Source organism: Novosphingobium sp. MD-1, assembly GCF_001014975.1.
Taxonomy (GTDB): Bacteria; Pseudomonadota; Alphaproteobacteria; order Sphingomonadales; family Sphingomonadaceae; genus Novosphingobium.
In genome coordinates, this window is the sequence record NZ_BBXA01000013.1 from 259,902 (window position 1) to 285,558 (window position 25,657).

Here is a 25,657-nt window from a genome sequence, read left to right on the forward strand (position 1 = left end):
CTTTGGAACCCGCACGTGCATGATTCCTAAATCTCGGACCGGGGTTATTATGTGGGCTATCTTGATGCAACTGGCGGCAGCATCTGCTTCTCCCGCCGATGTTGTTGCAGAAGTATCGGCAGTCGAGGGTCGTGAACCCGCCACCGCAGAGATTGTTCGTCGTTCTAACGGTGCGGCCGAACCGGCGTCGGTATACGCGTTTTTATATAGCGGCGACATCGTTCGGGTTCGTGGCCAGGCGGTTGTCCGGCTTCGGCTGGCGAACCGCGGGGTGGCGGAGGCAAGCCCGGGGCACGATTTTACGGCTCCGCCGTCGCAGCCTGGCCGGTTCGACCGGGCAATAAGGCTGTTCGATCGGATCGTCGCACTGTTCGCCCGGCCTCCAGGTCAGGTGGTGGTCCACACGCTCCTGCGGGGCGATAACGCCGTCGCCCGGCCGGCGTGGCTTTCCCAGGAGACGCAGAAGCTCCCTCTGGCGATGCCGCACGTGGGCGTTGCCTGGGCCGGCGCGGCAGCACCGGTAACGATCCGGTCGGCGCTCGGTAGCTCCACGACCGGCGAGCCTGCCATGAATGCAAGTGGCATGTTCGACGTGCCGGCAGACCTGCCGTTCGACGTTCTGGCCGGTGGCGGCGGCAGCGGTGCGCGCCTGTGGCGGGTTGTCCGGACCAGCCCGGCCGCAGTGCCGATCCTCGCCGGCACAGAGAACCCGTCAACGCCACGGGAGAGAGTGCTTCGCGCCGCGTGGCTTATGGAGGAAGGCCCGCCGGAGTGGCGCTTGTTCGCGCTGACGGAAATTGTCGCCCTGAAGGACGACGACATCGTGGCGGGGCGACTTTGGCGCCTTGTCCGTGCGGGGGAATGGCCGGGAGCACGCTGATGCGCAGGCTCGCATCTCTGGCCTTGCTGGGATTTCTTGCATGGTCTTCGCCCAGCCCGGCAGCAACGTTGCTGCCGGAGCCCTGGGAAATTCAGCAAGTCAAGACGATCACGTGCGGCGCGCGGGTGCAGCCGTCCATCGCCTCGTTTCCTCCCTCGATTCGGCAACCCACCGCAGCGGAGATCGCCGAGATCCGGGAAATCGAGAAAGACCTTGGAGCCTGGGACGAGAATTCTGGCGCTATCGCTCGCGCACGGGAGCTGAAGGCTCGTCGCGTTGTCGCCATCCTCGGGGCTACCTATGGCTCCGATCATCCCGTTACCGCGCGGGCCGAAGGCACGGTTGCGCTCTATCTGGGCGGTCAGGGGAGACAGGCGGAGGCCACCGAGGTCTATTCCGCCGCGGTCAACAAGCTGGCCCGACGACTGGGAGCAGAGCATTGTACCGTCATCGAAGCCAATGAAGATCTTGCGCAAAGCCTGCTGGCAGAGGGCAAGAACGCCCAGGCGGCAGCCCTGATCCGAAGGCGTCTGGTGGTGGCCGAGCGGGTCTTCGGCAAGAACTCCGACCAACGGAACGCCCTGGTGGACGAACTGGCCGATGCCCTGGATCGCGACCGGCAGTCCGCCGACGCGGTCGAGGCGCGTACGATGGCTACGCGCGCCGCCTCAGCGCCGATTCCGACCGAACAGCTTCGGGAGCAGGAGGAGCTGAGCCGACTGTACGAGAACAAGCAATGGCCGCTGTTGGCCGCATACCATCGCGCCGAGGCGGCCAAACTGGCGCACACACCCGGAGCCGACCCGGCGCGGATCAGGCAACAGCTTGTGGTGCTCGCCGGCTTCCTGGCGATGAGCGGCGACTTCTCGGACGAGGCGGTATTCAGAGCGGCCGCGGCATATGCCGACGAAACGCTTGGACCCAAGCCGGGGCGATCCGAATATGTGTTTCAAGCGGAAGCGTGGGCGAACCTAGGGCGCTCGCTGCTCGTCAACGGCAAGCCGCAGGAAGCAGTCGAATTTCTAAGCAGGGCATGCGATCAATCATCCCTCTTCGGTTATGATGACGACTTCAACGAGGTCACCCATGCGCAGCCCGATCCCCGGGCTGCCGGGGATTGCCGCATCGATCACGCCTATGCGATGCGCAGGCTTTCGCCGTCCGACGATATTGCGCGGATTGATGAAGCGTTCAGGCTTGTCCAGCCGGCCTTCGTTTCGGAAGCGACCCGCAGCCTTGGCCGGACCGCGGCGCGCATGGTTGCGATCGCGGCGGGCAAGGGGGCTCTCCTGGCGGAAGGGGACAAGGCGACAGGCGAAGCACGGGATGTTGCCATCGCACTGTCCGGGCAGGAGGATGACAACGGGAACCTGAAGATCCGCGGCGGTACGGCGGCTGACCAGCGGATCGCGCTCGAGGGGCGGGGTGCGGGGCAGAAGCGGCGTGCAGGCGAGGTGTCCGAGCAACTCCAGCGCGAGGTATCTGGCTATGCCGATTTTCTCAATCCGCTGCCTGTGGGTATCGATGACCTGCGCGGGCGCGACCGTCCCGTCCTTCGCCCGGGAGAAGCCATGATCGTGTGGGTCATCCGTCCGCGGGACCGGCAGGGACTGGTCTTTGCCGTGTCCGCGACGGATCAAGCATGGGCAGACCTGCCGCTGTCGGGTGCACAGATTGCGGAGAAGATGGCAGCGTTGCGAGCCATGATCGATCCGTGTTCCTCTGATCAACCGAGCAGGTGCGGCGAAGATCTGGGGCACAATTTCGATCCGGCCCTCGCCCACGAACTTTACACGGTACTGCTTGGGGACCCTGCCATCGCTCGGGTGATTGGTCCCGCTAAAACGCTGATCGTCGTGCCATCGCCCATGCTCGCCGCTTTGCCGCCCGGAGTGCTGGTTCCCACGGCATCGTCGGGCGCGAACGCTGCCAAGGTTGACTGGCTGGTTCGTTCCAAGGCAATCGCCGTACTGCCTGGGGTTGCCGAACTCAGGACCTTGCGTCGGCTTCCGGCTTCGCAAAGCCAGACCAAACCCCTGTTCATGATGGCCGAGCCCGACTTTTCGGGCCACCGGACAACGGCCCGCCCACAACTTGCGGCCGGCGCGATATTTCCCGTATCTCGCCTCGCTCGCATCCCGGCCTCAGGGCATGAGCCCGATTTCCGGCAGATCGTGTCCCGTTTGCCCGGGCTTCCCGGAACGCGCCTCGAGGCTGCCGAGATGCAGCAGGCCTTCGCGGCCGGGCCGGGTGATGTGCTTCTTTACGATGCCGCCACCGAAGAGGCTTTGCGCGCTCGCTCGCGTTCGGGAGAGCTTGCCTCCGCCCGGGTGGTGGCGTTTGCAACCCATGGTCTGCTGCCCCAGGAAGACGTTCTCTCGGATGGGGCCCTCGCGCTTTCACCAAGCTGGCGCTCGTCGGATCCCGAAAACGATGGTCTGCTGACCGTACCCGAGATCGCGACACTCAAGCTGACGGCGGAACTCGTGGTGCTCTCTGCCTGCAACACGGGCGCTCCGTCGGCAGAGGAGGCGCAAGCGAATTTTTCCGGCCTTGCCCGCGCCTTCCTGTTTGCGGGAGCGCGGGCGCTACTGGTTTCGAACTGGCGGCTGGATGACTCCGTAGCTCCAACCCTCATGGGAAAGGCGTTCGCGGAGATGAATGCAGGAGCTGATCGGGCCACCGCATTTCAGCGCGCATCGTTGGCGATCCTCGATGGCGATGGCGTCAAGGTGCACAGCGGGGACGATGAACTGCAGATCGCGATACGGGCGCGCCAGTCGCACCCCGCTTTCTGGGGAGCATTCACTTACATAGGAGCGCCATAGACCGGACGGTAGCCGGCCGGTCGCACGCACGCAAAAGCTCGACTTCGGGGGCAAGTCGCCAGCCCGTAAGCGCACATGACGGCAACCGAGCGGGGCCGGACAGTCTGCAATGCGTGGTTCGAGCCGGGCGGCGGGAAGCCCCGCGGCGGCGAGGGCCTGCACGATCGTCTGCGCGAGGACGGGCTGGGCGGTGACCCGCCATGTAACGCTGACCGCAGCCTACGTCGACGTGGGTTCGGTGGCGACAAGGGGCGGCCAGCGTGGCGGAGGAGCTTCCGGTCGATCCCTACCTGCAGAGCGATGCCAACGCCGGGGCGAAGCCATTTGCCGGCGAAGGCATGGCGCGGGCCTTTGGCGGGCAGGCGGGTATCCGCCGCATGACCGCACGTTTCGTCGAACTCAACGTGGCCGATCCCCGGATCAAGGCGATCTTCGCCGAGCACGACCTCGTGCGGCTACAGCGCACGCTGGTCGAAAACCTCCAACGCGCAATGCGCGAAGCGCATGTTTCCTTCGCCGCGCAGAACCGGTTGCTCGCCAAGCTGGCGCCGATGGACCGCGATGTGACCGAGCGTTGAATGCAGCCAGGAGGCCAGGGTCGGACATCAGCCGAATTGAAGGCGGCGAACGTCCCTGAGCGAGACGAGTGCCAGCCCGCCCATTAAACGGTGCGGATCGTCCCGCCGTCTATGACGAACTCCGCGCCATGGATTGCGGCGGCACGGTCTGAAGCGAGATAGGCGATGAGGTCGGCCACCTCTTCGGGCCGGGCTCCCCGCCCGATCGAGATGCCACCCAGGGCATCGAGCACGGACTGACGCGCATCCTCGATCGTGCCGCCACTGGCGGCCCGCAGTGTTTCGAGAAAGTCGTCAGCGCCCTCCGTCATGATCCAGCCGGGCGAGACGGAGTTGACCCTCACGCCCTTGGGGCCGAGCTCCTTCGAGATCGATTTGCTGTAAGTTCTCAACGCAGCTTTGGCGGCAGCATAGCCTGTCGTGGACTCGGGCAGCGGCAGGACGGACTGGATCGAGGTGACGTGCACCACAACGCCGCCGTGCCGCTCCAGCATCTGCGGGATCAGCAGGCGATCGAGCCGGACCGTCGCCAGCAGGTTGAGATTCAGCTCGGCGAGCCAGTGGTCGTCGGTCAACGCGGCGAAGCCACCCGCCGGCGAAGCCGAGCCACCGATGACATGGGCGAGAATGTCGATGCCGCCCAGCCGCTCGAGCGCCGCCCTCGCCAGTGCTTCGCCGCCCTCCGCGGTCGTCAGGTCGGCCTGCACATATTCGACGCCTTCTATGGAATCCGTGATCGAGCGGGCGGCGGTGACCACACGGGCTCCGCCGGCCAGGAAGCGTTCGACGGTGGCGCGGCCCAAGCCTTTGGTGCCACCGCTGACGAGAACGCGCTTGCCGGCGAACTCGGTGGGATCGGTCTTGATGTTCATACCGTGGTCTCCAGCGTCCTGATGGCGCCACGCTCCAGCGTGAAGCGGTAGGTGAAGCGGAGCGGGCTGCCCGGGAAGTCACCATGGGCGGGGCCTTCGACGACCACGTCGCCGCCGTCTTCCCGAACGGTATCGGGCGTGAAGATCGCCTTCACCGGCATCACTTCTTCCTCGAACAGCTGGCGGATCGCGGCCTCGCCCTCGAAGTGCTTACCGTTGTCGATAAACACGGCGTCGCTGAGGAAGGGCTTCAACATGCCATCGATGTCGAGACGGGCGTTTGCCTCGACATAGTCGGCGATCGGCTGGGGTAGGTCCATTGACATGTTGATCTCCTCGATAGTGACGAGGCCTATTTAGCGATGGACTTTTCGCCTGATAATCGAGACAAATTGACATGAAGTATCACGAAAATCGGATCAATGACTCGGCATTCGCTGATTGAGCTCGAGGCTGTCCTGGCCATCGTTCGGTGCGGCTCGTTTCGAGCGGCAGCGCTCGATCTTGGCATGTCGACCACGGCCATTAGCAACGCGGTGGGCAAGCTCGAGCGGGAGCTTGCCGTGCGATTGTTCAATCGCACCACGCGCAGCGTCTCGCTCACCTATGCGGGCCGGATATTCGTCGCTAAGATCAAGCCTGCGCTGGAGGAGATCCAGAAAGCGATGAATATGGTGCGCGCCCAGCAGGAGACGCCGTCCGGCACCTTGCGCATCAATGCCTTCGCGACGGCCGCGCGTGAAATCATGGCGCCGCTGGTCCTCAGCTATCTGCAGCGCTATCCGCAGGTTCATATCGACCTTGTCACCGAGGGTCGGCTTGTCGATGTCGTTGCGGCAGGCTTCGATATGGGCGTGCGCAGCGCGGATCTGGTGCCCAGCGACGCGATCGCAATACCGCTGGGTCAAATGCGACGCATGGCGGTGGCCGCATCCCCCTCCTTTTTTGCACGCAGGGATATCCCCAAGGTGCCCCAGGAACTGCTCGCCTACCCCTGTCTTCGCGTGCGGCTTCCCAATGGCGCCTTGTTCCGATGGCGGTTTGAAAAGGACGGCGAAGAACTGCAGCTCGATGTCGAGGGCCCGATCACCCTCGACGAGGCCTCCCTGGCCCGGATCGCGGCAACCAACGGCACCGGGATCGGCTATTTCATGGAAGCCGATATACGCGACGACATTGTAGCGGGACGGCTCGTGCGCATTCTCGAAGACTGGACACCGCCGCTTGTGCCGCTGTGTCTCTATTATTCCAATCGGCGCAATTCCTCTGCGGCCTTCCAGGCCTTTATCGCGCTCGCGCGCGACTTCGCGGCGGGAAGGCTCGAACAATCCTGAGCCTGCGGACAAGCGGCCGCGCCGGAAGCGAGAATGTCGACGAAGCCGTCTTCCACCGTCACCTCGACACGGACCCGGGGATGCGTCTTCAGGAAAGGCGGTTCAGTCGCCGGAGAGAGCCTTGCGAAAAGACGCGTGCCAGCTTCGGTCAGTGCGATGCTGCAGGTGGCCCTGACGTGGCTGCTGGCGCGATCACCGAACCTGCTGCTGATCCCAGGGACGTCCAGCACCGCGCATTTAGCGGAGAACTGCGGGGCGGCGGAACTTACTCTGACCGAGGAGGCTAAAGCTCCGCTGGACGCTTTGGCCGGTTGATCCGAACCGCATGCAAGGACGGAAGCGTGCAAGGATCGGGGAACGATCCATTCCGCAACCGTCCTTGCACAGTGGGCCTTCGGCGGGCGAGGGCGGGCGGTCCTTCCGCTCCGCTACGAGGGGAGCGGCGGCGGGAAAGGTCAGAAACCCAGTTGCCCGCGCATTTCGTCGATCAGCACCTTGTGGAACGCGATCATGCGTTCGTCGGGCTGCTGGGCCTGGAAGAAATCCAGTTCCGGATCGATCACAGCGCTGCGTTCGCCGGCCAGGGCCTCCAGAATGGCGAGGCCGCAGAACGGCACGTAGGCTTCGGCATAGCCACCTTCATGAATGACCGCGAGGCGCCCGCCGCACAGTTCGTCGGCCAGCGTGACGATACGCGCCGTCATGTCACGGAAGCTGTCGCTGTGCAGCAGCTGGCGCGCCAGCGGATCGACCGCGTTGGCGTCCAGCCCGCTGGCGACGACGATCATATCGGGCGCATAATCGCGCAGCGCCGGGATCACCACCTGCTCCAGCGCGTAGAGATAGGTCTCGTGCCCGCTGCCTGCCGGCAGTGGAACGTTGAGGTTGAAGCCCGCGCCCTTGCCTTCGCCACGCTCTTCGAAACCCGAGTACCCCGGCGGGAAGCAGCGATCCTGGTGGATCGAGATCGTCAGCACGTCGTCGCGATCGTAGAAGATCGATTGCGTGCCGTTGCCGTGATGGACGTCCCAGTCGAGCACCGCGACCTTGCCAAGGCCATGCCGCGCCTTCGCCGTTTCGATGGCGATCGGGATGTTGGCGAGCAGGCAGAAGCCCATGGACTGATCGGCCAGGCAGTGATGCCCGGCGGGCCGGCACAGCGCATAGGCGTTGCGGGCGCGGCCCGTCAGCACCGCGTCGAGCGCATCGATGGCCAGGCCCGCCGACAGCGTGGCTATTTCATAGCCGCCCTTCGAGAAAGGCGCGAACAGGCCCAGTTCCCCGCCGCCCGCGTCGCTCAGCTGCTTGAAGGCATCGACATAGCTGGCGGGATGAACGCGCAGCAGGTCGTCGCGCGCGGCGGACGGTGCGCTCGACACGGTCAGCTTCGTATCGAACCCGGCGGCGCGGACAAGGTTGACCAGCCGCCGCTTCGATCCCGGCGTGTCAGCGCCATAGCTGCCCGAGGGCGGCTCCACCCAGTCGCCGATCGGCAGGAACAGCGCTTGCACGCCGGTGCTGTGCCAGAACGTGCGTTCGTCTGTCAGGAACAGGGGTTGAGTGGTCACGGCTTGGCATTCCCTTCGCTGGACCAGACGAGTTCGCCCGCGATGTAGGTGCGGATTACCCGGGTCTGGTGGATCGTGCCGACCGGCGCGGTCAGCGGATTACGGTCGATGATGATCACGTCGGCCAGTTTGCCGACCTCGATCGTGCCGCCACGATCGAGCCGGCCCATTTCGGCGGCGGCGTTGCGCGTCATCAGCGTCAGCGCCTGCTCGCGGGTGATGCGCTGCCCTTCGTTGATCGGTGCGCCGGTGGCGCCCGGCACTTGCCGCGTGACCAGCGTTTCCAGCGCCAGCCACGGATTGACCGAGGGCACCACCGGCCAGTCCGACCCGGTCACGACGTTTGCGCCGCTTTCGATGACATCGCGCGCCGGCCACAACCGCTTCATCCGTTCAGGCCCGACCGCGGCGGCGATATCGACCGAGGTGATCGGTGTGGGCCACCAGATGTAGGGCGAAAGTTCCCAGGTGAAGTGCAGTTCGCGCCCGCGCGGCACGTCGGCGGGATCGATGAAGGTGTTGTGCCCGACCTCGTGGTGTTGTCCGCCCCAGCCGTTGGCCTTGCGCGCGGCGGCGATGGCATCGGCGGCTTCGCGCACCGCGCCATCGCCGGCAGCATGGAACTTCACGAGCAGGCCCTGCCGATCGAAGTCGGTGACGGCGGCATTAAGCTTGTCGGGCGGCACCATCATCAGGCCCTTTTCGCCACCCGTACCATCTGAACCATGTTCCCCGTGGCGGGGTTCATAGGGTTGCAGCATCACTGCCGTGCGGCCTTCCAGCGGCACGCCATCGAGGAACATCTTCACGCAATCGAGCTGGAAGCGGCCTTTCGAATAGTCCTGCCGCGCGGCGACAAGGCCTTCGCTGCCGCCCGAATTCGGCCCCCACACCGCACACCCGCGCGCATATTGCCGGAGGCCGCCGGCGGCGGCGAAACGGGCATAGGCCTCGGCCCCGTCGCGCCGGATCGCGGCATCGGTGAAGCCGATGATGCCATAGGACAGCATCTCATCGGTGGCGGCCTTGATCGCCGCGACCTGCTGGTCGATCGGAACCGGCGGCAGCACCGCCAGAAGGTTGCGCGCGGCCGCTTCGCGCAGGACGCCGGTCGGTTCGCCCTTCGCGTCGCGATCGATCACGCCGCCGGCGGGATTGGCCGTGGCGCGCGTGATGCCGCCCAGTTGCAGCGCGCGGGAATTGACCCACACGCTGTGCAGGCTTTCGTCATCGAGCATGACGGGATTATCGGGCGCGGCCCTGTCCAGCAGTCGCCGCGTCTGTTCGCCGGGTTTGAGTGCCGCCGCCACCCAGCTTCCGCCGGTGATCCATGCGCCCGGCTTTGCCTTGGCGGCGCAGGCCTTGACCGTGGCGAAGATGACCGGCGCACCCGCGCCTTGCGGAATCTTGCACGCGAGCTTGGCCTGCCCCGCCGGATAGACGTGGACGTGCATGTCGTAGAGTCCGGGCATCAGCGTGCGGCCCTGCAAGTCGACGGTGGCGGCGCCGGCATGGGGCAGCTTGAGAATCTCCTCGCTGCGCCCGACCGCGATGATCGCGCCATCGCGCACGGCAATCGCCTCGGTGGAACCTTGCGGCGTCAGGACAGTGCCGTTCACGAACAGGAGGCTGGCGTCGGCTGGGGGTTCCGAAGCCTGGGCGGTCATGGGGGCTATGCTGGCCAGCGTGACGGCCAACGCGGTGGCCCCCGAGGGGAGAGAGCGGGATCGGCGTGTCATCCGGGATTCCTTTCGGACCGCAGGAGACTGCGTGGCATCGTCGCTGTCTTTGCATCATCGGCCAAGTTTGCAGGCTCGCCGATTTGGCAATATCGGCCAAACAGCGCATGCCCCTGTCCTCCGCGCCCATGCTATGGAATGATCCCGCCGAAGGGAGGCAACCGTGGCATGAGCAAGCCGACGATTTCGATTCAGGTGCTGCGCCACGTTGCCAACTGCCTTGTCCTCACCGGATGCAGCCCGGAACCGCTGCTGGCCATGTACAACCTGCGCCGCGATGACCTTGACGATCCCAAGGGCGTCATCGCGCTGGAGGACTTCCTCTCCTTCTTCGAGATCGCGGCGATCCGGGCCAACAACCCGCATTTCGGACTCTATGCTGGCCGGCTGGCGGGATCGGACAGCCTCGGCCCGCTGGGCTTCCTGTTTCTCAGCGCGCCGACATTGCGCGCGGCATTCCGGGGGTTCACCTCGCTGCTGGAAACGATGCAGCAGGCCGCGCGCAACGGCTTTGTCGAGGAAGACGGCATCGCCACGTTCGAATACGTCATCACCGACCAGACCTTGCAGAAGCGGCGTCAGGACGCCGAATTTTCCGTTGCCGCGATGCACACGTTCGCGCGCAACTACGCCGGTTCCGATTTCGAGCTGGTGGAGGTGCGCTTCGAACACGCGCGCGACGGGGATTATCGCGCCTATCGCGATTTCTTCCGGTGCGATGTCTATTTCGATCAGGACACCAATTCGTTCTCGTTCGAGGACCGCTTTCTCGACAAGCGGGGCGGGGTGCTGGATGCGGCGCTGTTCCCGATCATCGAGGAGCACCTGCGCCGCCGCGCCGCCGATACCGAGAACGCGCTGTGCCCTTCGGGCTATCTGATGCGCCTGCTGGAGACCAGCCCGCTGGATACCACGCCCACGCTGGAGGAAGCGGCCGACACGCTGGGCATTTCGGTCGCCACGCTGAACCGCCGGCTGCGTTCGGAAGGGGTGAGCTGGCGGCAGATCGTGCAGGACCGGCGCATGAACGCCGCCGCGCGCCTGCTGCGCCAGAGCCAGCGCGGCGTGGCCGAGATCGCGCTGGCCGTCGGCTATTCCGAAAGCGCCAGCTTCGTGCGCAGTTTCAACCGCTATTTCGGCACCACGCCCAAGCGCTATCGCGAAAGTGACGTTGCCTAGGGCACGTGGACACATCCTGCTCCGAAGGGACGACGGCTATCGGAGATCGCCGACAAGCGACGGAACGGCAGGGGGGAGGGGGAGCGGACGTCGCGAAATTGCGCTCAGCGGCTGAGATTGGTGGTTAGCTGACTTCGCCGGGAGATCATTTTCTTCAATGGCTACGCTCAAGATCAGCCAGCCATCGCGGCTTTTCCGCGCCCCGAATTTGATCCACGCTATCAATGACGAGTTGCTTGCGGTTCCCAATGTTGGCAACTCGACCGTGAAAGGTGAACCCGATGAAGCGTTCCCCTGCACCGCGCAACATGTAGTCGCGAATCGCTTGGTCGACCGGCGGTGATAGCTTAAAACTGTTATACCCACTGCTGTCGTCACAACCAGGAGCCTGAAGGGAAATCCCCTCCATTGAGGTGATAAAAATCCCTTGGCCAACAAACCTGCCTAGGTCCAAGTCGTTTATATTCCAGCACGAGGGAAGAGACTTTTCTGGGGCAGATTCGGCCGAGCAACTTGCCGCCAGAAAGCTGATGAACACGGCCCTGAATAGCTTCATCGACCAAAGGTATCGCAATAATCGAACGTCCACAATGCCGTCGTGTCTGCAACGTCTACTTTTGGGCGCTTGCCGCCTAAAGCAGCTTCATCCCGTCGCTTTCCGCGCCGAGGGTATCCAGAAACGATTTGAGCCAGGCTTCGCGCCCCGGCAGCGCCCGCTTGCCGGCAGGGCTGACGACCCCGGCCGGAACCGCCGCGAGAAAGGTGCGCAGCTGCGCAACGGTGGCCGCACCATCGGGCTGTCCGCCGGTGGTGTCGACCAGCGAGACAAGGCGATAGACGCCGATGGCGCCCAGCCAGTCGAGCGCATCGGCGTCGTGGAGGTAGATGGCTTCGGGAGAAGCCGGCTTGCGGTCGAACATGTGCGTGCGGGTGGCTTCCAGCACCGCGGGGATCTTGGCCGCCGGAAAGCCGGCGTCGCGCAGCACGGTTGGCAGCAGCTTGACCGCGCGATCGGCGTGGTCCTTCTTGGTGTCCTCCCACGGCGGAAAGGCTGCAATATCGTGCAGCATGGCTGCAGCATAAAGCACATCGTCATCGACCGTGGCATGGTCTTCCGCCGCCAGCGCGGACGCCAGCGCATAGTCGCGCCGCGAATGGGCGAAGCCCCAAGCGGTGTGCTTGAAATGAGTGGCCGCGAAAGTTTCGACATTCGCGCGCCACGCGGGCGGGCTGGCGTGCGCCGCCATCGGCATCGACGCCAGCACAAGTGCGATCAGGGCAGGGACGAGACGAGGCATCGCGTCAATCCTTTCGGGGCGGGGCGTAGGCCTTTCGGGGCAGCGCATAGGCTAATAGCGCATCACCGAGCGGAGTGCCAAATCCGCCATGGCCGCCGGCGGCGACGACCACGTACTGCCGTCCGTCGGTATGGCGGAATGTCATCGGCGTGGCCGTGGCGGGTGCGGGAACGCGCGCGCTCCACACTTCCCGCCCGGTCTGGATGTCATAGGCGCGGAAGCGGCTGTCGAGGCTGGCGCCGATGAAGATCAGGCCGCCGCGCGTCACGATCGGCCCGCCCTGGTTGGGGGCGCCCCACGATGCGGGCGAGGACAGGCCGGACGAGAAGCGGATGCGACCGAACGGAATCTGCCAGCGCGTCTGCCCGGTCTTCATGTCGATCGCGGTCAGCTGGCCCCACGGCGGCGGATTGCACGGTGCGCCCAGCGGCGAGAGCAGCACTTCGCGCAGCATGACGTAAGGCGAACCGCGCATCTCATAGACCGAGACGCCCGGCCGCTTGTCACGCTTTTCATCATATTCGGCGCGCGGCTTGAGGATCACCGAGGACACGAGGTTGGAGGAATTCACCACGGCCAGCCCGGTATTGGGATCGTAGGCAATGCCACCCCAGTTGGTGCCGCCCAGGAAGCTGGGGTGCAGCAGCGAGCCCTTGATGCTTGGCGGGGTGAACATGCCTTCGTTGCGGAACGCCGCCAGCTTCGCCTTGCAGCGCCATGTGTCGAACCCGATCGCGCCCCAGGCCTGATCGGCGGTGAGCGCCTGCGAGGTGACGGGGTGGGGCAGCACCGGCATCGGCTGGGTTGGTGACGCCCGTTCGCCGGGCACGTCGCTTTGGGGCACCGGCATTTCGCGCACCGGGAACAGCGGCTTGCCGCTCTGGCGGTCGAGCACGAAGATGTTGCCCGTCTTGGTGCCCTGGATCACGGCATCGACCGGGCGGCCCTGGTGTTCGATCGTGGCCAGCGTGGGCATGGCGGGCAGGTCGTAGTCCCATAGATCGTGATGGATCGTCTGGTAGGACCACACCCGCCGGCCGGTCAGCGCATCCAGCACGACCACGGCGTTGGCGTCCGGAATCGCGTCGATGCGGTTGACGCCCAGCGTATCCCAGCTGGCGCTACCGGTGGGCAGGAACACCCAGCCGCGTTGCGCGTCGATCGAGATCGGCGCCCAGGTGTTGGCGGCGCCGGTCCGGTCCGAAAGTTCGGGCGGGATCGGGTTCCAGCTCCACAGCTCGCGCCCCGTGACCACGTCGAACCCGCGCACGATGCCATCTAGCGAATTGCGGAACTTGTTGTCGGTGACCGAGGCGCCAACGATCACCACGTTGCGGTAGATCGCCGGGGGCGAGGTGTTGGCGAGCGGTCCTTCGCCCTTGTAGTCGAGCGCGGCGAGGTTGACGCGCCCGCCCTGGCCGAAGCCGGGACACAGGCGGCCCCGGTCGGCATCGATCGCCATGAGCATGCCGGCCTGCCCGGCGAGCAGCACGCGCTTGCCGCATTCGGCGGCGCGCGCCTGCGGGTCCGGCGCTTCCCAGTAGGCGACGCCCCGGCAATAGTTCTCGGCATACATGTTGCCGCTGCGCGGCTTCTTCGGATCGAACGACCATACCTGCCGCCCGCTGGCGGGATCGAGCGAGGCGACGCGCCCGAACGGCGTGCAGATATAGAGATGCCCGTTGGCATAGACAGGCGTCAGTTCACTGACGGTGGCGTCGGTATCGTCGGTTCCGGACGAGATTTCGCCGGTGTGATAGGTCCAGGCGACTTGCAGCGAGCTGACATTGGCGCGGTTGATCTGGTCGAGCGCGGAATACTTGGTGCCCGAAGGCTGCCCACCATAGCTCGGCCAGCCGGTCGCGTCGTGCTCCACCGCCGCGATGGCGGCACCGGATTGTGCTGGCGGCTGGTCGGGCGCGCGCCCGCAACCGGCGATCGCCAGCACGCCAAGGGTGAGGGCGATCGCCAGCCGGCGCATCGGTCAGGGTTTCGTGCGTTGGTAGATGCGCGTGCCACCGACCCAGGTTTCGAGCACGCGGGTATCATGGATCGCGGTGGGCGGACCGGCGAAGGGATCGCGGTCCAGCACGATGAAATCCGCGACCTTGCCCGTTTCCAGCGATCCGGCGGTGGCGGCGGTGCCGAGCCGGGTGGCAGCATCGATCGAAAACATCGTGATAGCCTGCGGCAGGGTGATCGCTTCCTTCAGGCCGAAGCTGCGCGTGCCGCCGCCGGGATTGCGGCGCGTGACGGCGGTTTCGATGCCGATCCACGGATCGGGCTTGGGCACGACCGCCCAATCGGACCCGGCGATGACCAGTGCGCCCGCCTCGAACCCTTCGCGGATCGGCCAGACGCGATCGATGCGCGGTTCGCCGACGGCGCTGGTGATGTCGTCGTTGATCGGCTGCGGGTCCCACAGGTACGGCGAATATTCGACCGCCGCCTTGAGCGCCTTGAAGCGGGGCAGGTCGGCCGGGTCGACAAAAGTGGAATGGCCGACCTGGTGGATCGGCCCGTTCATGCCGTTGGCCTTGCGCGCGGCGGCGATGGCATCGAGCGCGGATCGCACCGCGCGGTCGCCGGCGGCGTGGAACAGCACGGTCACGCCCAGCTTGTCCCACTTGACCAGATTGTCCGCCATCTGCGCCGGATCGAACAGCAGCAGCCCGCGTGCCGGGGCGTTGGGCTGGCCGGCCTGATAGTCGCCCAGCATGGCGCCGGTGTGGCTCTCGGTCGGCACGCCGTCGGCGAAGACCTTGATGCAGTTGGCGTTGAACAGCGGCCGGGCGTATTTGGCGCGGTCGGCCACGGTCCGGTCGAAATCGGGATTGGCCTGCCCGGCTTCGGAATAGGCGATGCAGGCCTGCACGCGCTGCTTCAGCAGTCCCTTGTCGGCCAGGTCTGCATAGACTTCCAGATCGTCGCGGAAGGCCATCGCCTCGACGTAGCCGACGACCCCGTAGGACGCGAGCATCTGGAGGTGTTCGCGCAGGACTTTCCCGGTTTCCTCGCGCGATTGCGGCGGCACCTTGCCGGTAACTAGCCGCCCCGCCGTCTCGCGCAGCACGCCGGTCGGCTTGCCCGCCGCATCGCGCTCGATGATCCCGCCTTCGGGGTTGGGCGTTGTGTCGCTGATCCCGGCGGCGGCGAGCGCTTTGGAATTGGCCCACACGCTGTGGCCGCTGACATCGAACAGCATCAGCGGGTTGTCGGGAGAAATCGCGTCGAGCGTCGCGGCGGTGATCGGCGTGCCTTCGAGCAGCGAGGCCTGCCACTGCCCGCCGGTCACCCATTCGCCGGGCTTCGCCTGCTTGACGCAAGCGGCGACGAGTTCGAGCAGTTTGGCCGCGTTGGCGTCCTGCGGTACCCGGCAGCGACCTTCGCCGCCCTTGGCCTGCAGGATCGGGTGGACGTGCATGTCGTACAGGCCGGGCAGGACGGTCTGGCCCTTGAGATCGATCACCTGCCGCGCGGGCGTGCGCGTATCGAGCGAGACGATCCTGCCGTCGCGCACGGCCATGGCAGTCTTCCAGCCGGTGGGCGTGTAGATATGGCCGTTGACGAAACGAACGTCCGCCGTTCGCGCTGCGGCGGCTTTCGCGGCCGGCCGGGCGGCAGCCGCGCCGCCCGTTGCAAGGAGGCCGACGAGGCCGGTCGCCGCAAGCAGGTGTTTCCAGTGAGCAGCCATCGTCGGTATTTCCCCCTTGTTGTCTTTTCGATTTGCTGGCCGCCGCCTCAGAAGCTGTAGGCGGCGGTCAGGCCGAAGGTGCGCGGACGCACGATGTTCGAACGGTAGATCGTCGACAAGCCGTTGTCGCGCGAACGCCGCCCGGCCCAGATGTGCTGGTTGAGCAGGTTGTTCACGAACACCGAGACATCAACGCCGCTGAAGCGATAGCCCGCGCGCATCGACCAGGATTTCACGGCCGGCGGGTTGGACAGCGTCGGGTCAGACCCGCCGTTGCGCGGATCGATGCCCGGCGTCAGCGCGCTCTGATAGGCGCGGTAGTCGAAGTCGGTGCGGACGTAGGCCTTGTTCTCGCCGAGCGGGATATCGTACTGGCCATGCACCGACACGGTCCACGGCGGCGAGGCGATGTGGTTGCCCTTGGTCACCGAAGGCACCGTCGCGCTGGGTCCGCCCAGGAAGGTGTTGAGGAACTTGGCGTCGGTATAGCCGACTTCGGCCTGGAGCGAGAACTGCTCGCTGACCTTCAGGTCAAGCTGCAGGTCGAAACCGCGGCTGCGCGCGTTGCCAAGGTTGCCGGTGAACTGGAAGCCGCAGGAATTGAGCGCCACCGACTGCTGGATGTTCTTCCAGTCGATCTGGTAGGCGCTGCCCTGGATGCCCAGCCGCCCGTCCGCGACGCGCGTCTTGAGACCCAGTTCGTAGCTCCACACCGAGTCCGAATTGTAAAGCTTGGGACGACCGCCGGGATAGCCGAGCGAGGCGAGTTCGGGTCCGCAGGGCGAACCGACCTGCGGGTTGTAGCCACCGGGGCGGAAGCCCTTCGACACCGAGCCGTAGATCAGCGTGCGGTCGGTCACCTGGAAATCGATGCCGAACTTGGGCGTGAACGGATGTTCCTTCTGCGTGCCGACGTCGGTGACCGACGGGCCGACCACGGGTCCTTGCGCGAAGGAATTGATCGCGAACTTGGTCTCGCCATAACGCAGGCCCACGGTCAGCGTCAGCCGGTCGATCGGCTTGTAATTGACCTGGCCATAGACCGCGTATTGCGTGTCCTTCGACGTGGTGGCCTGATCATAGATCAGCTTGCCGTTGACCAAAGGCGGGAGGATGCCGGCGAGGAACGGCGCGTACTGGTAGAAGAACGTGTCGTTGACCTGCTGGATCGAGGTCTGCTTGGCCTGCTGGTAGAACGTGCCGATGACCCACGAGATCTTCGAATCCTTGGCGGTCGATTGCAGGCGCAGTTCCCCGGTCCAGTTCTTCTGGGTGTTCACGAAGTCGCTGAATGCGGACTGGTTGGGGAAGATCGGCAGAGTGATGCCGGTGAACAGGCTCTGGTCGAAGGTGGTGTAGTCCGACACGAACGTTTGCTTGCGGTCGAAATAGGAGCCGATCGCGATCAGGTCCGCGCCGCCCAGGTCATAGCGGATGTTGAGCGAGGGCAGCACGAAGCGGTCCTTGCTCCATTCGCGCACGCGGTTGCCGTTGAGCAGCTTGTTGTTGGCATAGTCGGAGAAGGGCACGCTCGGCTGCGTCTGGTCTGCGGCGATGTTGTCCCAGGATTCGCCGCTGTCGTTGGTGTTGAGCTTCTGGAACACGACCGAGGGCGTGATCGTCAGTTGCGGCGTGGGTGTCCATGCCAGCGCCACGCGGCCTACGTAGGATTCGTTCCAGTTGGCGTTCTTCTGGACGACCGACTTGTCCTCGAAGCGCACCCGGTCGATGTATCCGCCATCGCGGCGGTAGTACCCGCTGGCGCGGATCGCCAGCTTGTCCTGGACGATGGGCGTGCCGAATGCAGCGCCGATTTCATAGCTGGGCGCGCCGCCTTCGGTGAAGGAGAGCTCCGAGCGGATACGGCCCGAAGTGGTGGTGGCGCTCGGCTGGGGCGAGATGAAGCGGATCGTGCCGCCTTCCGAACCCGCGCCGAACAGCGTGCCCTGCGGGCCGCGCAGCACTTCGATGCGCTCCAGATCGAAGATCACCGGATAGGCGTTGCCGCCGCTGTAGCCCAGCGCGCGCACCTGGATCGGCGTATCGTCGATATAGACGCCGGTGGTCGCCGCGCCGACAGTGGAATTGATGCCGCGGATCGCGATGTTGGTGGTGGTGTTGGTGGCTTCGAACACCACACCCGGCGTCTGGCGGATCACGTCGCTGAAATCGCGCACGCCGCGCTTGTCGAGCGTTTCGGTCGAAAAGGCGCTGACGCTCAGCGGAACCTTGCTCAGCGCTTCGGACTTGCGCGTGGCGGTGACGATGATTTCGCCGCTGGCGTCGTTCGCGCCTTCCGTGGCGGATTGCGGCGCTTCCTGCGCGAAGGCCGGCGCGGCGACGATCATCGCCCCCAGCATCGACGTACCGAGCAGGCCGAACCTGCGTCCCAATGTGCGGTGGACCCCCATGATGAACTCCCCTGTTCATGCCGCCGCTGAATCGTCGCGGCCGGCTTCTGTTCACGAAACGAAAGCTATGGCCCGTCCCGAAAATGCAATTGATCGAAGGCCGCAGTTGCAGCGCAGCATGATGCTTAGGATCAATTCCTTTTGCGCTGAGGGGCGAATGGCCAGAATTGCAAAGCGCCCGGTAGTCCGGGGCGGCCGGCAGGGGGCAGCGCCGGACCGGAAAACCCGGCCCGGCGTCGCCCTCATGTCGGGTGCTACCAGCGCACCGTCACGCTCGCCCCATACGTGGCGGGCTTGGCATAGACCGACGTAGTGCCGAGAATGCCGAGGTTGAGCGTATAGGCGCGGTAGGCCTTGTCGAACACGTTGCGCCCGAACACCTGGACCGACAGGCGGTCGTTGGCGGTGGTCCAGGTCAGCGACGCGTTCGAGACGTTGTAGGCCTTCTGCAGCGAGGAAGCGCCGTTGGTGACTTCCAGATACTGGTCGTCGTACCACACGCCGTCGAACTGCGCCGCCAGATTGCCGCCGAACGCGTCGATGTTGTAGCGCAGCAGGTAGTTGATGCTGAACTTCGGCGCGTTGGGCAGCTTGGCGTCCGTGATCGCCTTCTGCGGATAGGTGCACAGGAAGGTGCCGTCACCCTGGTTGGCGCAATACTGGGCATCGGGCGCGCCGGGGAAGAATTCGGGGCCGATCTGGCTGCCCGGCCCCAGGATCTGCTTGACCTTGGTGGTTTCCCACGTCGCGCCAAGGTTCACGTTGAGCCGCTTGACCGGCTGCCAGAACACTTCCAGCTCCGTGCCCGTGGCCCGCGCATCGCTGTTGCTCACCTGGGGCAGGCCGCCCAGTACCGAGAACGCCTGATAGTTGTCGTAGAGGTAGTGATAGGCCGTCAGGTTGGCGCGCAGCGTGCGATCGGCGTTGGACCACTTCACGCCGCCTTCGAACGAATTGAGCCGTTCGGGATCGTGGCGGAAGCTGGCGGGCGTCACGTCCGCGCTCAGCGTCCAGTTGCCGCCCTTGATGCCGCGGTTCCACGATACGAACAGCAGGGTATCGGGATTGGGCTTGTAGTTCAGACCAACGCGGGCGGCCCAGTCGCCGTACTTGATGCGGTTGATGCCGGGAATGACGGCCGCAAACGCTTCGTCCGTGGCGCGCACCACGGTCGGGAAGCCCGTGTCGATCAGGCGCGACGTATAGTCGATCGACTTGTTGTCCTTGGAATAGCGCACCCCGGCGATCACGGTCAGCGTGTCGGACAGATCGTATTCGCCCTGGCCGAACAGCGACCAGTTCTTCGACCGCAGCGTATAGTCCTCGACCACGCGCGGATCGTTGGCCGCGCCGTTGATGGCGAAGGCGGTGCCCAGCACCGGCGCGCCGATGGTGGTGAGCGAGCCGGCGATCTTCATGTTGAGGTAATAGGCGCCCGCCTGCCAACGGAAGGGGCCGCTGTCGCCCGAAAGGCGCAATTCCTGGCTGAACTGCTTGTAACGCGCGGTGGTGAGGAACTGGATGACGGTGACGGGAAGGGCATCGCCATCCTCGGCATAGGACTTCTTGAGATCGGTGTAGTTGGTGATGGCGGTCAGTTCCACGCCGCCGAACTTCTTGACCAGCTTACCCTGATAGATGTCGGTCCGGCGATCGAAGTTGCCGCGATCGTTGGAGAAGTTCTGGTAGGGGCTGGCCTTGGCCCCGGTGATGCCGTTGATGACGCCGCCGGTGCCGTCGCTGAGGCCGGCCGGGTTGACGTGGCAATAGCCGTTGGCGAGCAGATCGCAGTTGTCGAAGACATAGCCGCCGGTGGCGACGTGGTTGTCCTCGCTGTGCTTGAACCACAGATCGAGCTTGCCGTCGCTGCCGATGTCGGCTTGCACCGTGCCGCGCAAGGCCCAGGCGTTCTCGCCGCCCAGGTCCTGCCCGTCGCCGTCATAGGTGCCCGGCAGCGCGGCGGCGGACTTGATGTAGCCATCCGCCTTGACCACGCGGCCGGCCACACGGAAACGCAGCCCCGGCGCGATCGAGCCACCCACCGCGCCTTCCAGCGCGCGCCGGTTGAAGCGTTCGTAGCTGGCTTCGGCATAGCCGTTGAAATCGGCCTGGCTGGCATCGTTGCTGATGTAGTGGACCAGTCCGCCGGTGGCGTTGCGGCCGAACAGCGTTCCCTGCGGCCCACGCAGCACTTCCACGCGCTTGGTATCGAACAACTGGCCGGAAATGCCGTTGATCGAGCCCATGTAGGCATCGTCCATGTACACTGCGACGGGGGCTTCGAGGTAATCGGTGAAGTTGTTCTGCGAAATGCCGCGCAGGTTGAAGATCGTGACGTTGGGCGACCATGCGTTCAACTGGAACGCCGGGATCTGCTGGGTGATCTGCGTGGTATCGGTGATGCCCAGCGCCTTGAGCTGATCACCCGAATAGGCCGAGACCGAAATGCCGACTTTCTGCAGGTTCTCGCTGCGCTTGTTGGCGGTGACGACAATATCGCCGAAGCCCTGCTGCGGCGCTTCGGTCGTTTCCGCGGCCGGCTGCGTTTGGGCGAAGGCCGGCGTGGCGCTGATAACCGCGACGGCCGCCGCGATGGCCATCGGCGAAGCGTTGAACAGTCGATGATGCGGCTGCGTCATTGCGTAATCTCCCTGTGTCGCCCGGATCGTCGCCATGCGGCTGACGCGCCGGTGTCGATTGCAGGAGATACCGATGCGTCCTGTCACGCTTGGCAGATCGGGACATTTCCGTTTTGCAGACGCCGTCCGCGCCGTGCGTGCGGAAGCGCTCAGCCCTGCGGCGCGAGCAGGCGGCGGTGCGCCTGCATCGGCAGAAGCAGCAGCGCGAAACTGGCGAGGAAGAAGAAGATGCACGCCAGTTCGACCAGGGTATAGCTCGATCCGTTGGTCAGCAGCCCGGCCAGGAACGGCCCGGTGCCAAGCCCCAGCATTTGCATCGCCACGGCGCGGCCGATCATGCGCCCGCGCGTGTCGAACTCGCCCACGGTGCCGAGGATGAACGGCAGGACGAAGTTCCACAGCACGTTGAAGCCGCAGACGCTGATCGCGAACAGGACGATGCCGGGATGGGCGAGCAGGAGCGCGATGCATGCTCCGCCGCCGAGAATGCCGATCATGATCGCGCGATCGCGCGCCAGCGCACCAGCCAGGAACACCGACGCCAGCGCGCCGCCGATCGCCAGCACTTGCGAGGCGAACAGCGCGTCGGCCACGGATTGCTCTGCGATCCCGGCCGCGATGCCGACGAGGAACAGCACGGCCCAGGCGATGCCCTGCGCAATGTTGTAGGCCAGCACCCCCGCCAGCGCGATCGCGACCATGCCATACGGCAGATCGCGCGCGCCTTCGGGCACTTCGGCCCGCGCCTCGTGCGTGCGCGGCACGTTGCGCACGGTGGCCAGCCCGAGAACGAGAAGTGCGGCGAACAGCCAGAACAGGGCGGGCAGGCCGAAGCGGTCGAGAAACGCCGGCATTCGCCACACGCCGATCGCGCCATAGGTCAGTAGCAGAGCCAGATACAAGGCGATGTTGCGGTCCACTTTGCGGGTCAGCCCGACAAAGGTGAAACTGAGCGTGATGATCGCGCCGTGCCCCAGCCCGGCGATGAAGCGCGCTGCCCACAGCGTGCCGCCACCGGATGCCATGGCCGAAAGGCCGTTGCCCAGCGCCGCGACGAGCAGCGCCGCCGCCATGACTCGCCGCCAGTCGTACCGGTGCGAACCCAGCGCCATGGCGATCGAGGAGATGGCGACGCCCAGCATCTCGATCCCGGCGAGGTTCAGGGCTTCGGGTTCGCCGACATGCAGGTGGGTGACGAAGCCCTGCACCAGCGCGGGCTGGACGATGAACGAAAGCACGCCCAGCGTGCCCAGCACGATCGCGCTGACAACGGCTGCCGGACTGTCGACGTCGTATTGCTGGGCCAATGCGAGTCCCTCCCCTTGAAGGTTCCAGTTCCTAGGACAGCGACCGCAGGTTAACTTGGCAGGACTGGCCAAGTGGCATTCCCGATCAAAGCAGGCTGCGGATTTGATCGAAAGTATCAATCCAATGACCGTTTCAGATAATTTGGAATGGCGAGGCTGCGTTACGCTCCTGTCAAGATCGGGAATCGCATTCCGACTATCGTATAGGGGAGTAGCCATGAGCCAACCGGCAGTACAGGCCGAAGCGCTTTGCGGGTGGACCGACTCCATGCCCGCCTTCGGTATCGAACCCGACGAAGCCCTTGCCCGGGCAGGCCTCGACAATGACGACGTTGCCACGTCGAACCGCATATCGCTCAAGCGTTTCGCCCGCATGGCGGAATCCGTCGGCGAACGGGCCAATCATCCGGCGGCGACGTGGACGATCGGCCTCAATTACGATCTTGCGCAGCTGGGGGAGATCGGCACCGCGATCACCTCGGCCCAGACGCTTGGTGCCGCCCTGCGCCGCTTTGCCGACCACTTCGAACTGCTCCAGGATTCGACCACGCTGGACTTTCAGGTCAAGGATGGGACGGCAACGGTCAATTACCGCATTCTCGATCCCGACATCTGGCCGCGCCATCACGACGCCATGTTCAGCCTTGGCATCGTTGCCCGCATCGTGCGCATGGCCGTGCCCGACGCGATGGACGAGATCGAGCTGGGGTTCGAATGCGCGCGCCGCGATACCGGGCTTGCCATGCCGCTCAGCCGGCTGAGCTTTGGCGGCGAGGTGAACTCGCTGAGCCTGCCGGTCGCCATGCTCGATGCGGCGATGCCGCCATCGGATGCCAGGAGCAATCTCAAGGACCTGTCGACGCAGATCGCGCGCAAGCGCCGCGCCGAGCCCGCGCGCGATCGGCTGGCCGCGATGATCTTCGCGCGCATGTCGCAGGGCGAGATCAACCAGGACGAACTGGCCAGCGAGATCGGCATGTCGAGCCGCACCATGCGGCGCCGGCTGGCCGAGGCCCAACTGACCTTCCAGCAACTGCTCGACGAATGCCGGATGCGGCAGGCCATGCTGGAATTCCGCACGCGCCCGGAATGCTCGATCGCGCAAGTCGCGCTGCGGCTGGGCTATGCCGAGCATTCCAACTTCACGCGCGCCTTCACCCGCTGGGTGGGCGTGCCGCCGCAGCGCTACCGCGCGGATACCTTGCAATCGCAACACTAGAGATCCCCGATGACCCGACTGCTTCTGATGGAAGGCAATACCGCCGACAAACGCGCGCGTGCGGCCGAACTGGGCGTGCGTTCGTCCAGCGAGATCTACGCGCTGGCGATCCTGGCGCATTATCCCGGTTTCGATCTGGACGTGGTCAACGCCGCCGATCCGGAGGGGGTCATACCCGGCGGCCGGTCGTTCAGCGACTATGACGGCTTCGTCGTCACCGGCTCGTCGCTCCATGCCTATGACAGAGATTTTGCGGTCACCAACCAGATCGCCATGCTGCGGGATGCGGCCGAGGCCGGCCTGCCGGTGTTCGGAAGCTGCTGGGGCCTGCAGATCGCGGTGATGGCGGCTGGCGGGCAGGTCGAATACAATCCGCGCGGCCGTGAGGTCGGCTTCGCGCGCAAGATAGTGCGCACGGCGGCGGGGGCAGATCATCCGATGTTCGCGGGCAAGGGCGCGGTGTTCGATGCGCCCTGCATCCACTATGACGAAGTCACGCGCCTGCCGGACAGTGCCACGCTGCTCGCGTCCAACGCGCACAGCCTGGTGCAGGCCGCGATCGTTCCGGTCGGGCGCAGCGAGGTCTGGGCGGTTCAGTACCACCCGGAATTCGATATCGCGCAGCTCGTCCAGCTCTACACGCTCTATGCCGACGACATGATCGCGCAGGGCTTCTTTGCCGATCGCCCCGCGCTCGATGCCTATGTCAAAGTGCTGACCGGGCTTGCCGCCGCGCCGCACGATGCGGGCCTCGCCTGGCAACTGGGCGTGGACGAGGACATTACGGACGATAGCCGGCGTCGCGCTGAAATCATCAACTGGATCAAGGCCTTCGTTCCCGGCGTTTGAGCTTCCGCAACGCTCACGGGTTTGCCTCGGCAAATACTGTATCGGGTGCCACACCGACATATCTGGCTCGCGGCCGGATCAGCTTCCCGGCGCGGGATTGCTCGAGGGCGTGTGCGATCCAGCCGGTGCAACGGGCGGTCGCGAAAATCTGGAACGGTGCATCTTCGGGTAGATGGGCAAGCTCGGTGAGCGCGGTCAGGGCGAAATCGATGTTCGGGAGTTCGCCCGTGGCCTCCAGCACGGCCACCGCAAGATCACGATGCTCTGGCAGCGGAGCAAAGGCCGACAGTAACGCTTTTGCGCGCGGGTCTCCATCAGGATAAAGGGGATGTCCAAAGCCGGGCAGTGCCGCGCCGGCCGCAAGACGTGCCGACACGGCTCCATGCGGGTCAGCCTTGCCGGCTTCGGTCAGGAAACTGCGCACGCGCGTCGCGATCCCCCCATGGAGCGGGCCGGACAGGGCGGCAAGTCCGGCGAGCGCGCAGGCCGCCAGCGATGCTCCCGTGGAAGCCGTGACGCGCGCTGCAAAAGTTGAAGCATTCAACTCGTGGTCCGCCAGCAGGACCAAGGCCCGCCGGATAAGGTCCGTACCGACGTCGTCGCACCCCCACGCGCGGCCGAGCCGCTGATCCATCGGACCTTCGCCCGAGCCTCCGGCCACCGCATCCACGAGAAGGTCGAGCAGCGCTGCCGCTTCGAAGTATAGCGCCTCGGGCCTTCGTCCCCGCATGGCGGGGCTTGTCGCAGCGCGCCAGGCAAGGGCTTGAAACATCCGGTCATGCGCACGGCCCGGCGCGATCGTGTTGGTTTGCGTCGGGAACCGCTCATCGCCACAGTCCCACAACAGGCGCGCGACGCCTTCGAGGCTTGCGGTCTCGGCAAGCGACGCAGCGTTCCTGCCCCGGTACCAGAGCTTGCCGTCTGCAATCGTCGTGATCGCCGATGCCAGCACCGGCTCTCCCCAGGCGATGGCTTCTTCGGCCACGGCGGCTTGTCCCCGGCCACGGGCACGCCGCTTCTGCAACCGGTCGACGTCCGAAGCGCGATAGAGGCTGCGCCGTGGATCGTCCGCGTCCCGCCGCGCCTCGATCCGTCCGCGACTGACGTAGGCGTAAAGCGTCTGCGCCCGGAGGCCGAGCCGCGACATCACTTCTTCTGCAGTCAACCAGCCAGCCATGCTTTCGCCCAGACATTGATTAAGTTGATCAAGATTGACCAAATCAACTTCCGCCGGAATCCTGTGCCCGTCAAGTCCAGGAGAT

At 65.3% G+C, this 25,657-nt stretch carries 20 protein-coding genes; 8 read left to right on the top strand and 12 right to left on the bottom strand.

Annotation, left to right across the window (positions count from 1 at the left end; genetic code table 11):
• Positions 1 to 64: 64 nt before the first annotated feature.
• The 3 genes from NMD1_RS01725 to NMD1_RS01735 all read left to right on the top strand — a co-directional run bounded on the left by NMD1_RS01725 (position 65) and on the right by NMD1_RS01735 (position 4,286).
• Positions 65 to 880, top strand: coding sequence for a hypothetical protein (locus NMD1_RS01725; RefSeq protein WP_125953353.1), 816 nt, complete (start codon positions 65 to 67; stop codon positions 878 to 880).
• On the top strand, positions 880 to 3,708 hold the full coding sequence (locus tag NMD1_RS01730; RefSeq protein ID WP_158453848.1) for a CHAT domain-containing protein: 2,829 nt from the start codon (positions 880 to 882) through the stop codon (positions 3,706 to 3,708). Before NMD1_RS01725 ends, NMD1_RS01730 begins: the two co-directional genes overlap by 1 nt.
• 260 nt (positions 3,709 to 3,968) lie before the next feature.
• The gene (locus NMD1_RS01735; RefSeq protein ID WP_125953355.1) at positions 3,969 to 4,286 is read left to right on the top strand and encodes a group 1 truncated hemoglobin; all 318 of its coding nucleotides are present in this window, start codon (positions 3,969 to 3,971) and stop codon (positions 4,284 to 4,286) included.
• A gap of 83 nt (positions 4,287 to 4,369) precedes the next feature.
• Here the strand turns inward: NMD1_RS01735 and NMD1_RS01740 are convergent, their stop codons facing one another.
• The gene (locus tag NMD1_RS01740; protein ID WP_125953356.1) at positions 4,370 to 5,158 is read right to left on the bottom strand and encodes an SDR family oxidoreductase; all 789 of its coding nucleotides are present in this window, start codon (positions 5,156 to 5,158) and stop codon (positions 4,370 to 4,372) included.
• The gene (locus NMD1_RS01745) at positions 5,155 to 5,484 is read right to left on the bottom strand and encodes a nuclear transport factor 2 family protein (protein WP_199558038.1); all 330 of its coding nucleotides are present in this window, start codon (positions 5,482 to 5,484) and stop codon (positions 5,155 to 5,157) included. The genes NMD1_RS01740 and NMD1_RS01745 overlap by 4 nt, the downstream gene beginning before the upstream one ends.
• 96 nt (positions 5,485 to 5,580) lie before the next feature.
• Here NMD1_RS01745 and NMD1_RS01750 point away from each other — a divergent pair, with 96 nt between their 5' ends.
• Both NMD1_RS01750 and NMD1_RS21690 read left to right on the top strand, forming a co-directional pair.
• Entirely contained in the window at positions 5,581 to 6,492 is a 912-nt protein-coding gene (locus tag NMD1_RS01750) for a LysR family transcriptional regulator (RefSeq protein ID WP_125953357.1), read from the top strand.
• A 33-nt stretch (positions 6,493 to 6,525) separates the two neighbouring features.
• Positions 6,526 to 6,807, top strand: coding sequence for an aldo/keto reductase (locus NMD1_RS21690; protein WP_125953358.1), 282 nt, complete (start codon positions 6,526 to 6,528; stop codon positions 6,805 to 6,807).
• Positions 6,808 to 6,947: 140 nt separating this feature from the next.
• Here the strand turns inward: NMD1_RS21690 and NMD1_RS01760 are convergent, their stop codons facing one another.
• Both NMD1_RS01760 and NMD1_RS01765 read right to left on the bottom strand, forming a co-directional pair.
• Positions 6,948 to 8,060, bottom strand: coding sequence for a class II histone deacetylase (locus NMD1_RS01760; RefSeq protein WP_125953359.1), 1,113 nt, complete (start codon positions 8,058 to 8,060; stop codon positions 6,948 to 6,950).
• On the bottom strand, positions 8,057 to 9,799 hold the full coding sequence (locus NMD1_RS01765) for an amidohydrolase (RefSeq protein ID WP_125953360.1): 1,743 nt from the start codon (positions 9,797 to 9,799) through the stop codon (positions 8,057 to 8,059). Before NMD1_RS01765 ends, NMD1_RS01760 begins: the two co-directional genes overlap by 4 nt.
• Positions 9,800 to 9,967: 168 nt before the next feature.
• Between NMD1_RS01765 and NMD1_RS01770 the strand changes: the two genes are divergently transcribed.
• Positions 9,968 to 10,978: an AraC family transcriptional regulator gene (locus NMD1_RS01770; RefSeq protein WP_158453849.1), complete on the top strand. Its 1,011-nt coding sequence runs from the start codon at positions 9,968 to 9,970 to the stop codon at positions 10,976 to 10,978.
• A gap of 154 nt (positions 10,979 to 11,132) precedes the next feature.
• On the opposite strand, the gene NMD1_RS01775 is transcribed toward NMD1_RS01770, so the two are convergent.
• From NMD1_RS01775 to NMD1_RS01805, 7 genes are all read right to left on the bottom strand, one after another.
• A complete protein-coding gene (locus NMD1_RS01775; RefSeq protein WP_125953362.1) occupies positions 11,133 to 11,534 on the bottom strand; it encodes a hypothetical protein in 402 nt (133 codons plus the stop codon).
• A 76-nt stretch (positions 11,535 to 11,610) separates the two neighbouring features.
• Positions 11,611 to 12,276, bottom strand: a complete 666-nt coding sequence (locus NMD1_RS01780; RefSeq protein ID WP_158453850.1) for an HD domain-containing protein — start codon at positions 12,274 to 12,276, stop codon at positions 11,611 to 11,613.
• 4 nt (positions 12,277 to 12,280) lie between these two features.
• Positions 12,281 to 14,257, bottom strand: coding sequence for a pyrroloquinoline quinone-dependent dehydrogenase (locus NMD1_RS01785; RefSeq protein ID WP_125953364.1), 1,977 nt, complete (start codon positions 14,255 to 14,257; stop codon positions 12,281 to 12,283).
• Positions 14,258 to 14,260: 3 nt separating this feature from the next.
• Positions 14,261 to 15,970, bottom strand: coding sequence for an amidohydrolase (locus NMD1_RS01790; RefSeq protein ID WP_125953365.1), 1,710 nt, complete (start codon positions 15,968 to 15,970; stop codon positions 14,261 to 14,263).
• A 47-nt stretch (positions 15,971 to 16,017) separates the two neighbouring features.
• Complete coding sequence (locus NMD1_RS01795) at positions 16,018 to 18,381, bottom strand: TonB-dependent receptor (RefSeq protein ID WP_233497295.1); 2,364 nt, start codon at positions 18,379 to 18,381, stop codon at positions 16,018 to 16,020.
• Positions 18,382 to 18,635: 254 nt separating this feature from the next.
• Positions 18,636 to 21,020 carry a TonB-dependent receptor gene (locus tag NMD1_RS01800; protein WP_233497296.1) on the bottom strand — a complete coding sequence of 795 codons (2,385 nt, stop codon included), beginning with the start codon at positions 21,018 to 21,020 and terminating at the stop codon, positions 18,636 to 18,638.
• Between the two features lie 149 nt (positions 21,021 to 21,169).
• Positions 21,170 to 22,327, bottom strand: coding sequence for an MFS transporter (locus NMD1_RS01805; protein WP_125953366.1), 1,158 nt, complete (start codon positions 22,325 to 22,327; stop codon positions 21,170 to 21,172).
• A gap of 217 nt (positions 22,328 to 22,544) precedes the next feature.
• Between NMD1_RS01805 and NMD1_RS01810 the strand changes: the two genes are divergently transcribed.
• Positions 22,545 to 23,546: an AraC family transcriptional regulator gene (locus tag NMD1_RS01810; protein WP_158453851.1), complete on the top strand. Its 1,002-nt coding sequence runs from the start codon at positions 22,545 to 22,547 to the stop codon at positions 23,544 to 23,546.
• A gap of 9 nt (positions 23,547 to 23,555) precedes the next feature.
• Entirely contained in the window at positions 23,556 to 24,395 is an 840-nt protein-coding gene (locus NMD1_RS01815; protein ID WP_125953368.1) for a type 1 glutamine amidotransferase, read from the top strand.
• Positions 24,396 to 24,408: 13 nt separating this feature from the next.
• Here the strand turns inward: NMD1_RS01815 and NMD1_RS01820 are convergent, their stop codons facing one another.
• Positions 24,409 to 25,614 (bottom strand): citrate synthase family protein, encoded by a 1,206-nt coding sequence (locus tag NMD1_RS01820; RefSeq protein WP_199558039.1) that lies wholly within the window; start codon positions 25,612 to 25,614, stop codon positions 24,409 to 24,411.
• Positions 25,615 to 25,657 lie beyond the last annotated feature (43 nt).

What these genes read in the sequence shown, in the direction of transcription:
- NMD1_RS01790 (WP_125953365.1), bottom strand. Translation starts at nt 15,970, where the DNA reads ATGGCTGCTCACTGGAAACACCTGCTTGCGGCGACCGGCCTCGTCGGC.
- NMD1_RS01765 (WP_125953360.1), bottom strand. Translation starts at nt 9,799, where the DNA reads ATGACACGCCGATCCCGCTCTCTCCCCTCGGGGGCCACCGCGTTGGCC.
- NMD1_RS01800 (WP_233497296.1), bottom strand. Translation starts at nt 21,020, where the DNA reads ATGACGCAGCCGCATCATCGACTGTTCAACGCTTCGCCGATGGCCATC.
- NMD1_RS01730 (WP_158453848.1), top strand. Translation starts at nt 880, where the DNA reads ATGCGCAGGCTCGCATCTCTGGCCTTGCTGGGATTTCTTGCATGGTCT.
- NMD1_RS01780 (WP_158453850.1), bottom strand. Translation starts at nt 12,276, where the DNA reads ATGCCTCGTCTCGTCCCTGCCCTGATCGCACTTGTGCTGGCGTCGATG.
- NMD1_RS01810 (WP_158453851.1), top strand. Translation starts at nt 22,545, where the DNA reads ATGAGCCAACCGGCAGTACAGGCCGAAGCGCTTTGCGGGTGGACCGAC.
- NMD1_RS01745 (WP_199558038.1), bottom strand. Translation starts at nt 5,484, where the DNA reads ATGTCAATGGACCTACCCCAGCCGATCGCCGACTATGTCGAGGCAAAC.
- NMD1_RS01785 (WP_125953364.1), bottom strand. Translation starts at nt 14,257, where the DNA reads ATGCGCCGGCTGGCGATCGCCCTCACCCTTGGCGTGCTGGCGATCGCC.
- NMD1_RS01815 (WP_125953368.1), top strand. Translation starts at nt 23,556, where the DNA reads ATGACCCGACTGCTTCTGATGGAAGGCAATACCGCCGACAAACGCGCG.
- NMD1_RS01740 (WP_125953356.1), bottom strand. Translation starts at nt 5,158, where the DNA reads ATGAACATCAAGACCGATCCCACCGAGTTCGCCGGCAAGCGCGTTCTC.
- NMD1_RS01795 (WP_233497295.1), bottom strand. Translation starts at nt 18,381, where the DNA reads ATGGGGGTCCACCGCACATTGGGACGCAGGTTCGGCCTGCTCGGTACG.
- NMD1_RS01750 (WP_125953357.1), top strand. Translation starts at nt 5,581, where the DNA reads ATGACTCGGCATTCGCTGATTGAGCTCGAGGCTGTCCTGGCCATCGTT.
- NMD1_RS01725 (WP_125953353.1), top strand. Translation starts at nt 65, where the DNA reads ATGCAACTGGCGGCAGCATCTGCTTCTCCCGCCGATGTTGTTGCAGAA.
- NMD1_RS21690 (WP_125953358.1), top strand. Translation starts at nt 6,526, where the DNA reads ATGTCGACGAAGCCGTCTTCCACCGTCACCTCGACACGGACCCGGGGA.
- NMD1_RS01770 (WP_158453849.1), top strand. Translation starts at nt 9,968, where the DNA reads ATGAGCAAGCCGACGATTTCGATTCAGGTGCTGCGCCACGTTGCCAAC.
- NMD1_RS01775 (WP_125953362.1), bottom strand. Translation starts at nt 11,534, where the DNA reads ATGAAGCTATTCAGGGCCGTGTTCATCAGCTTTCTGGCGGCAAGTTGC.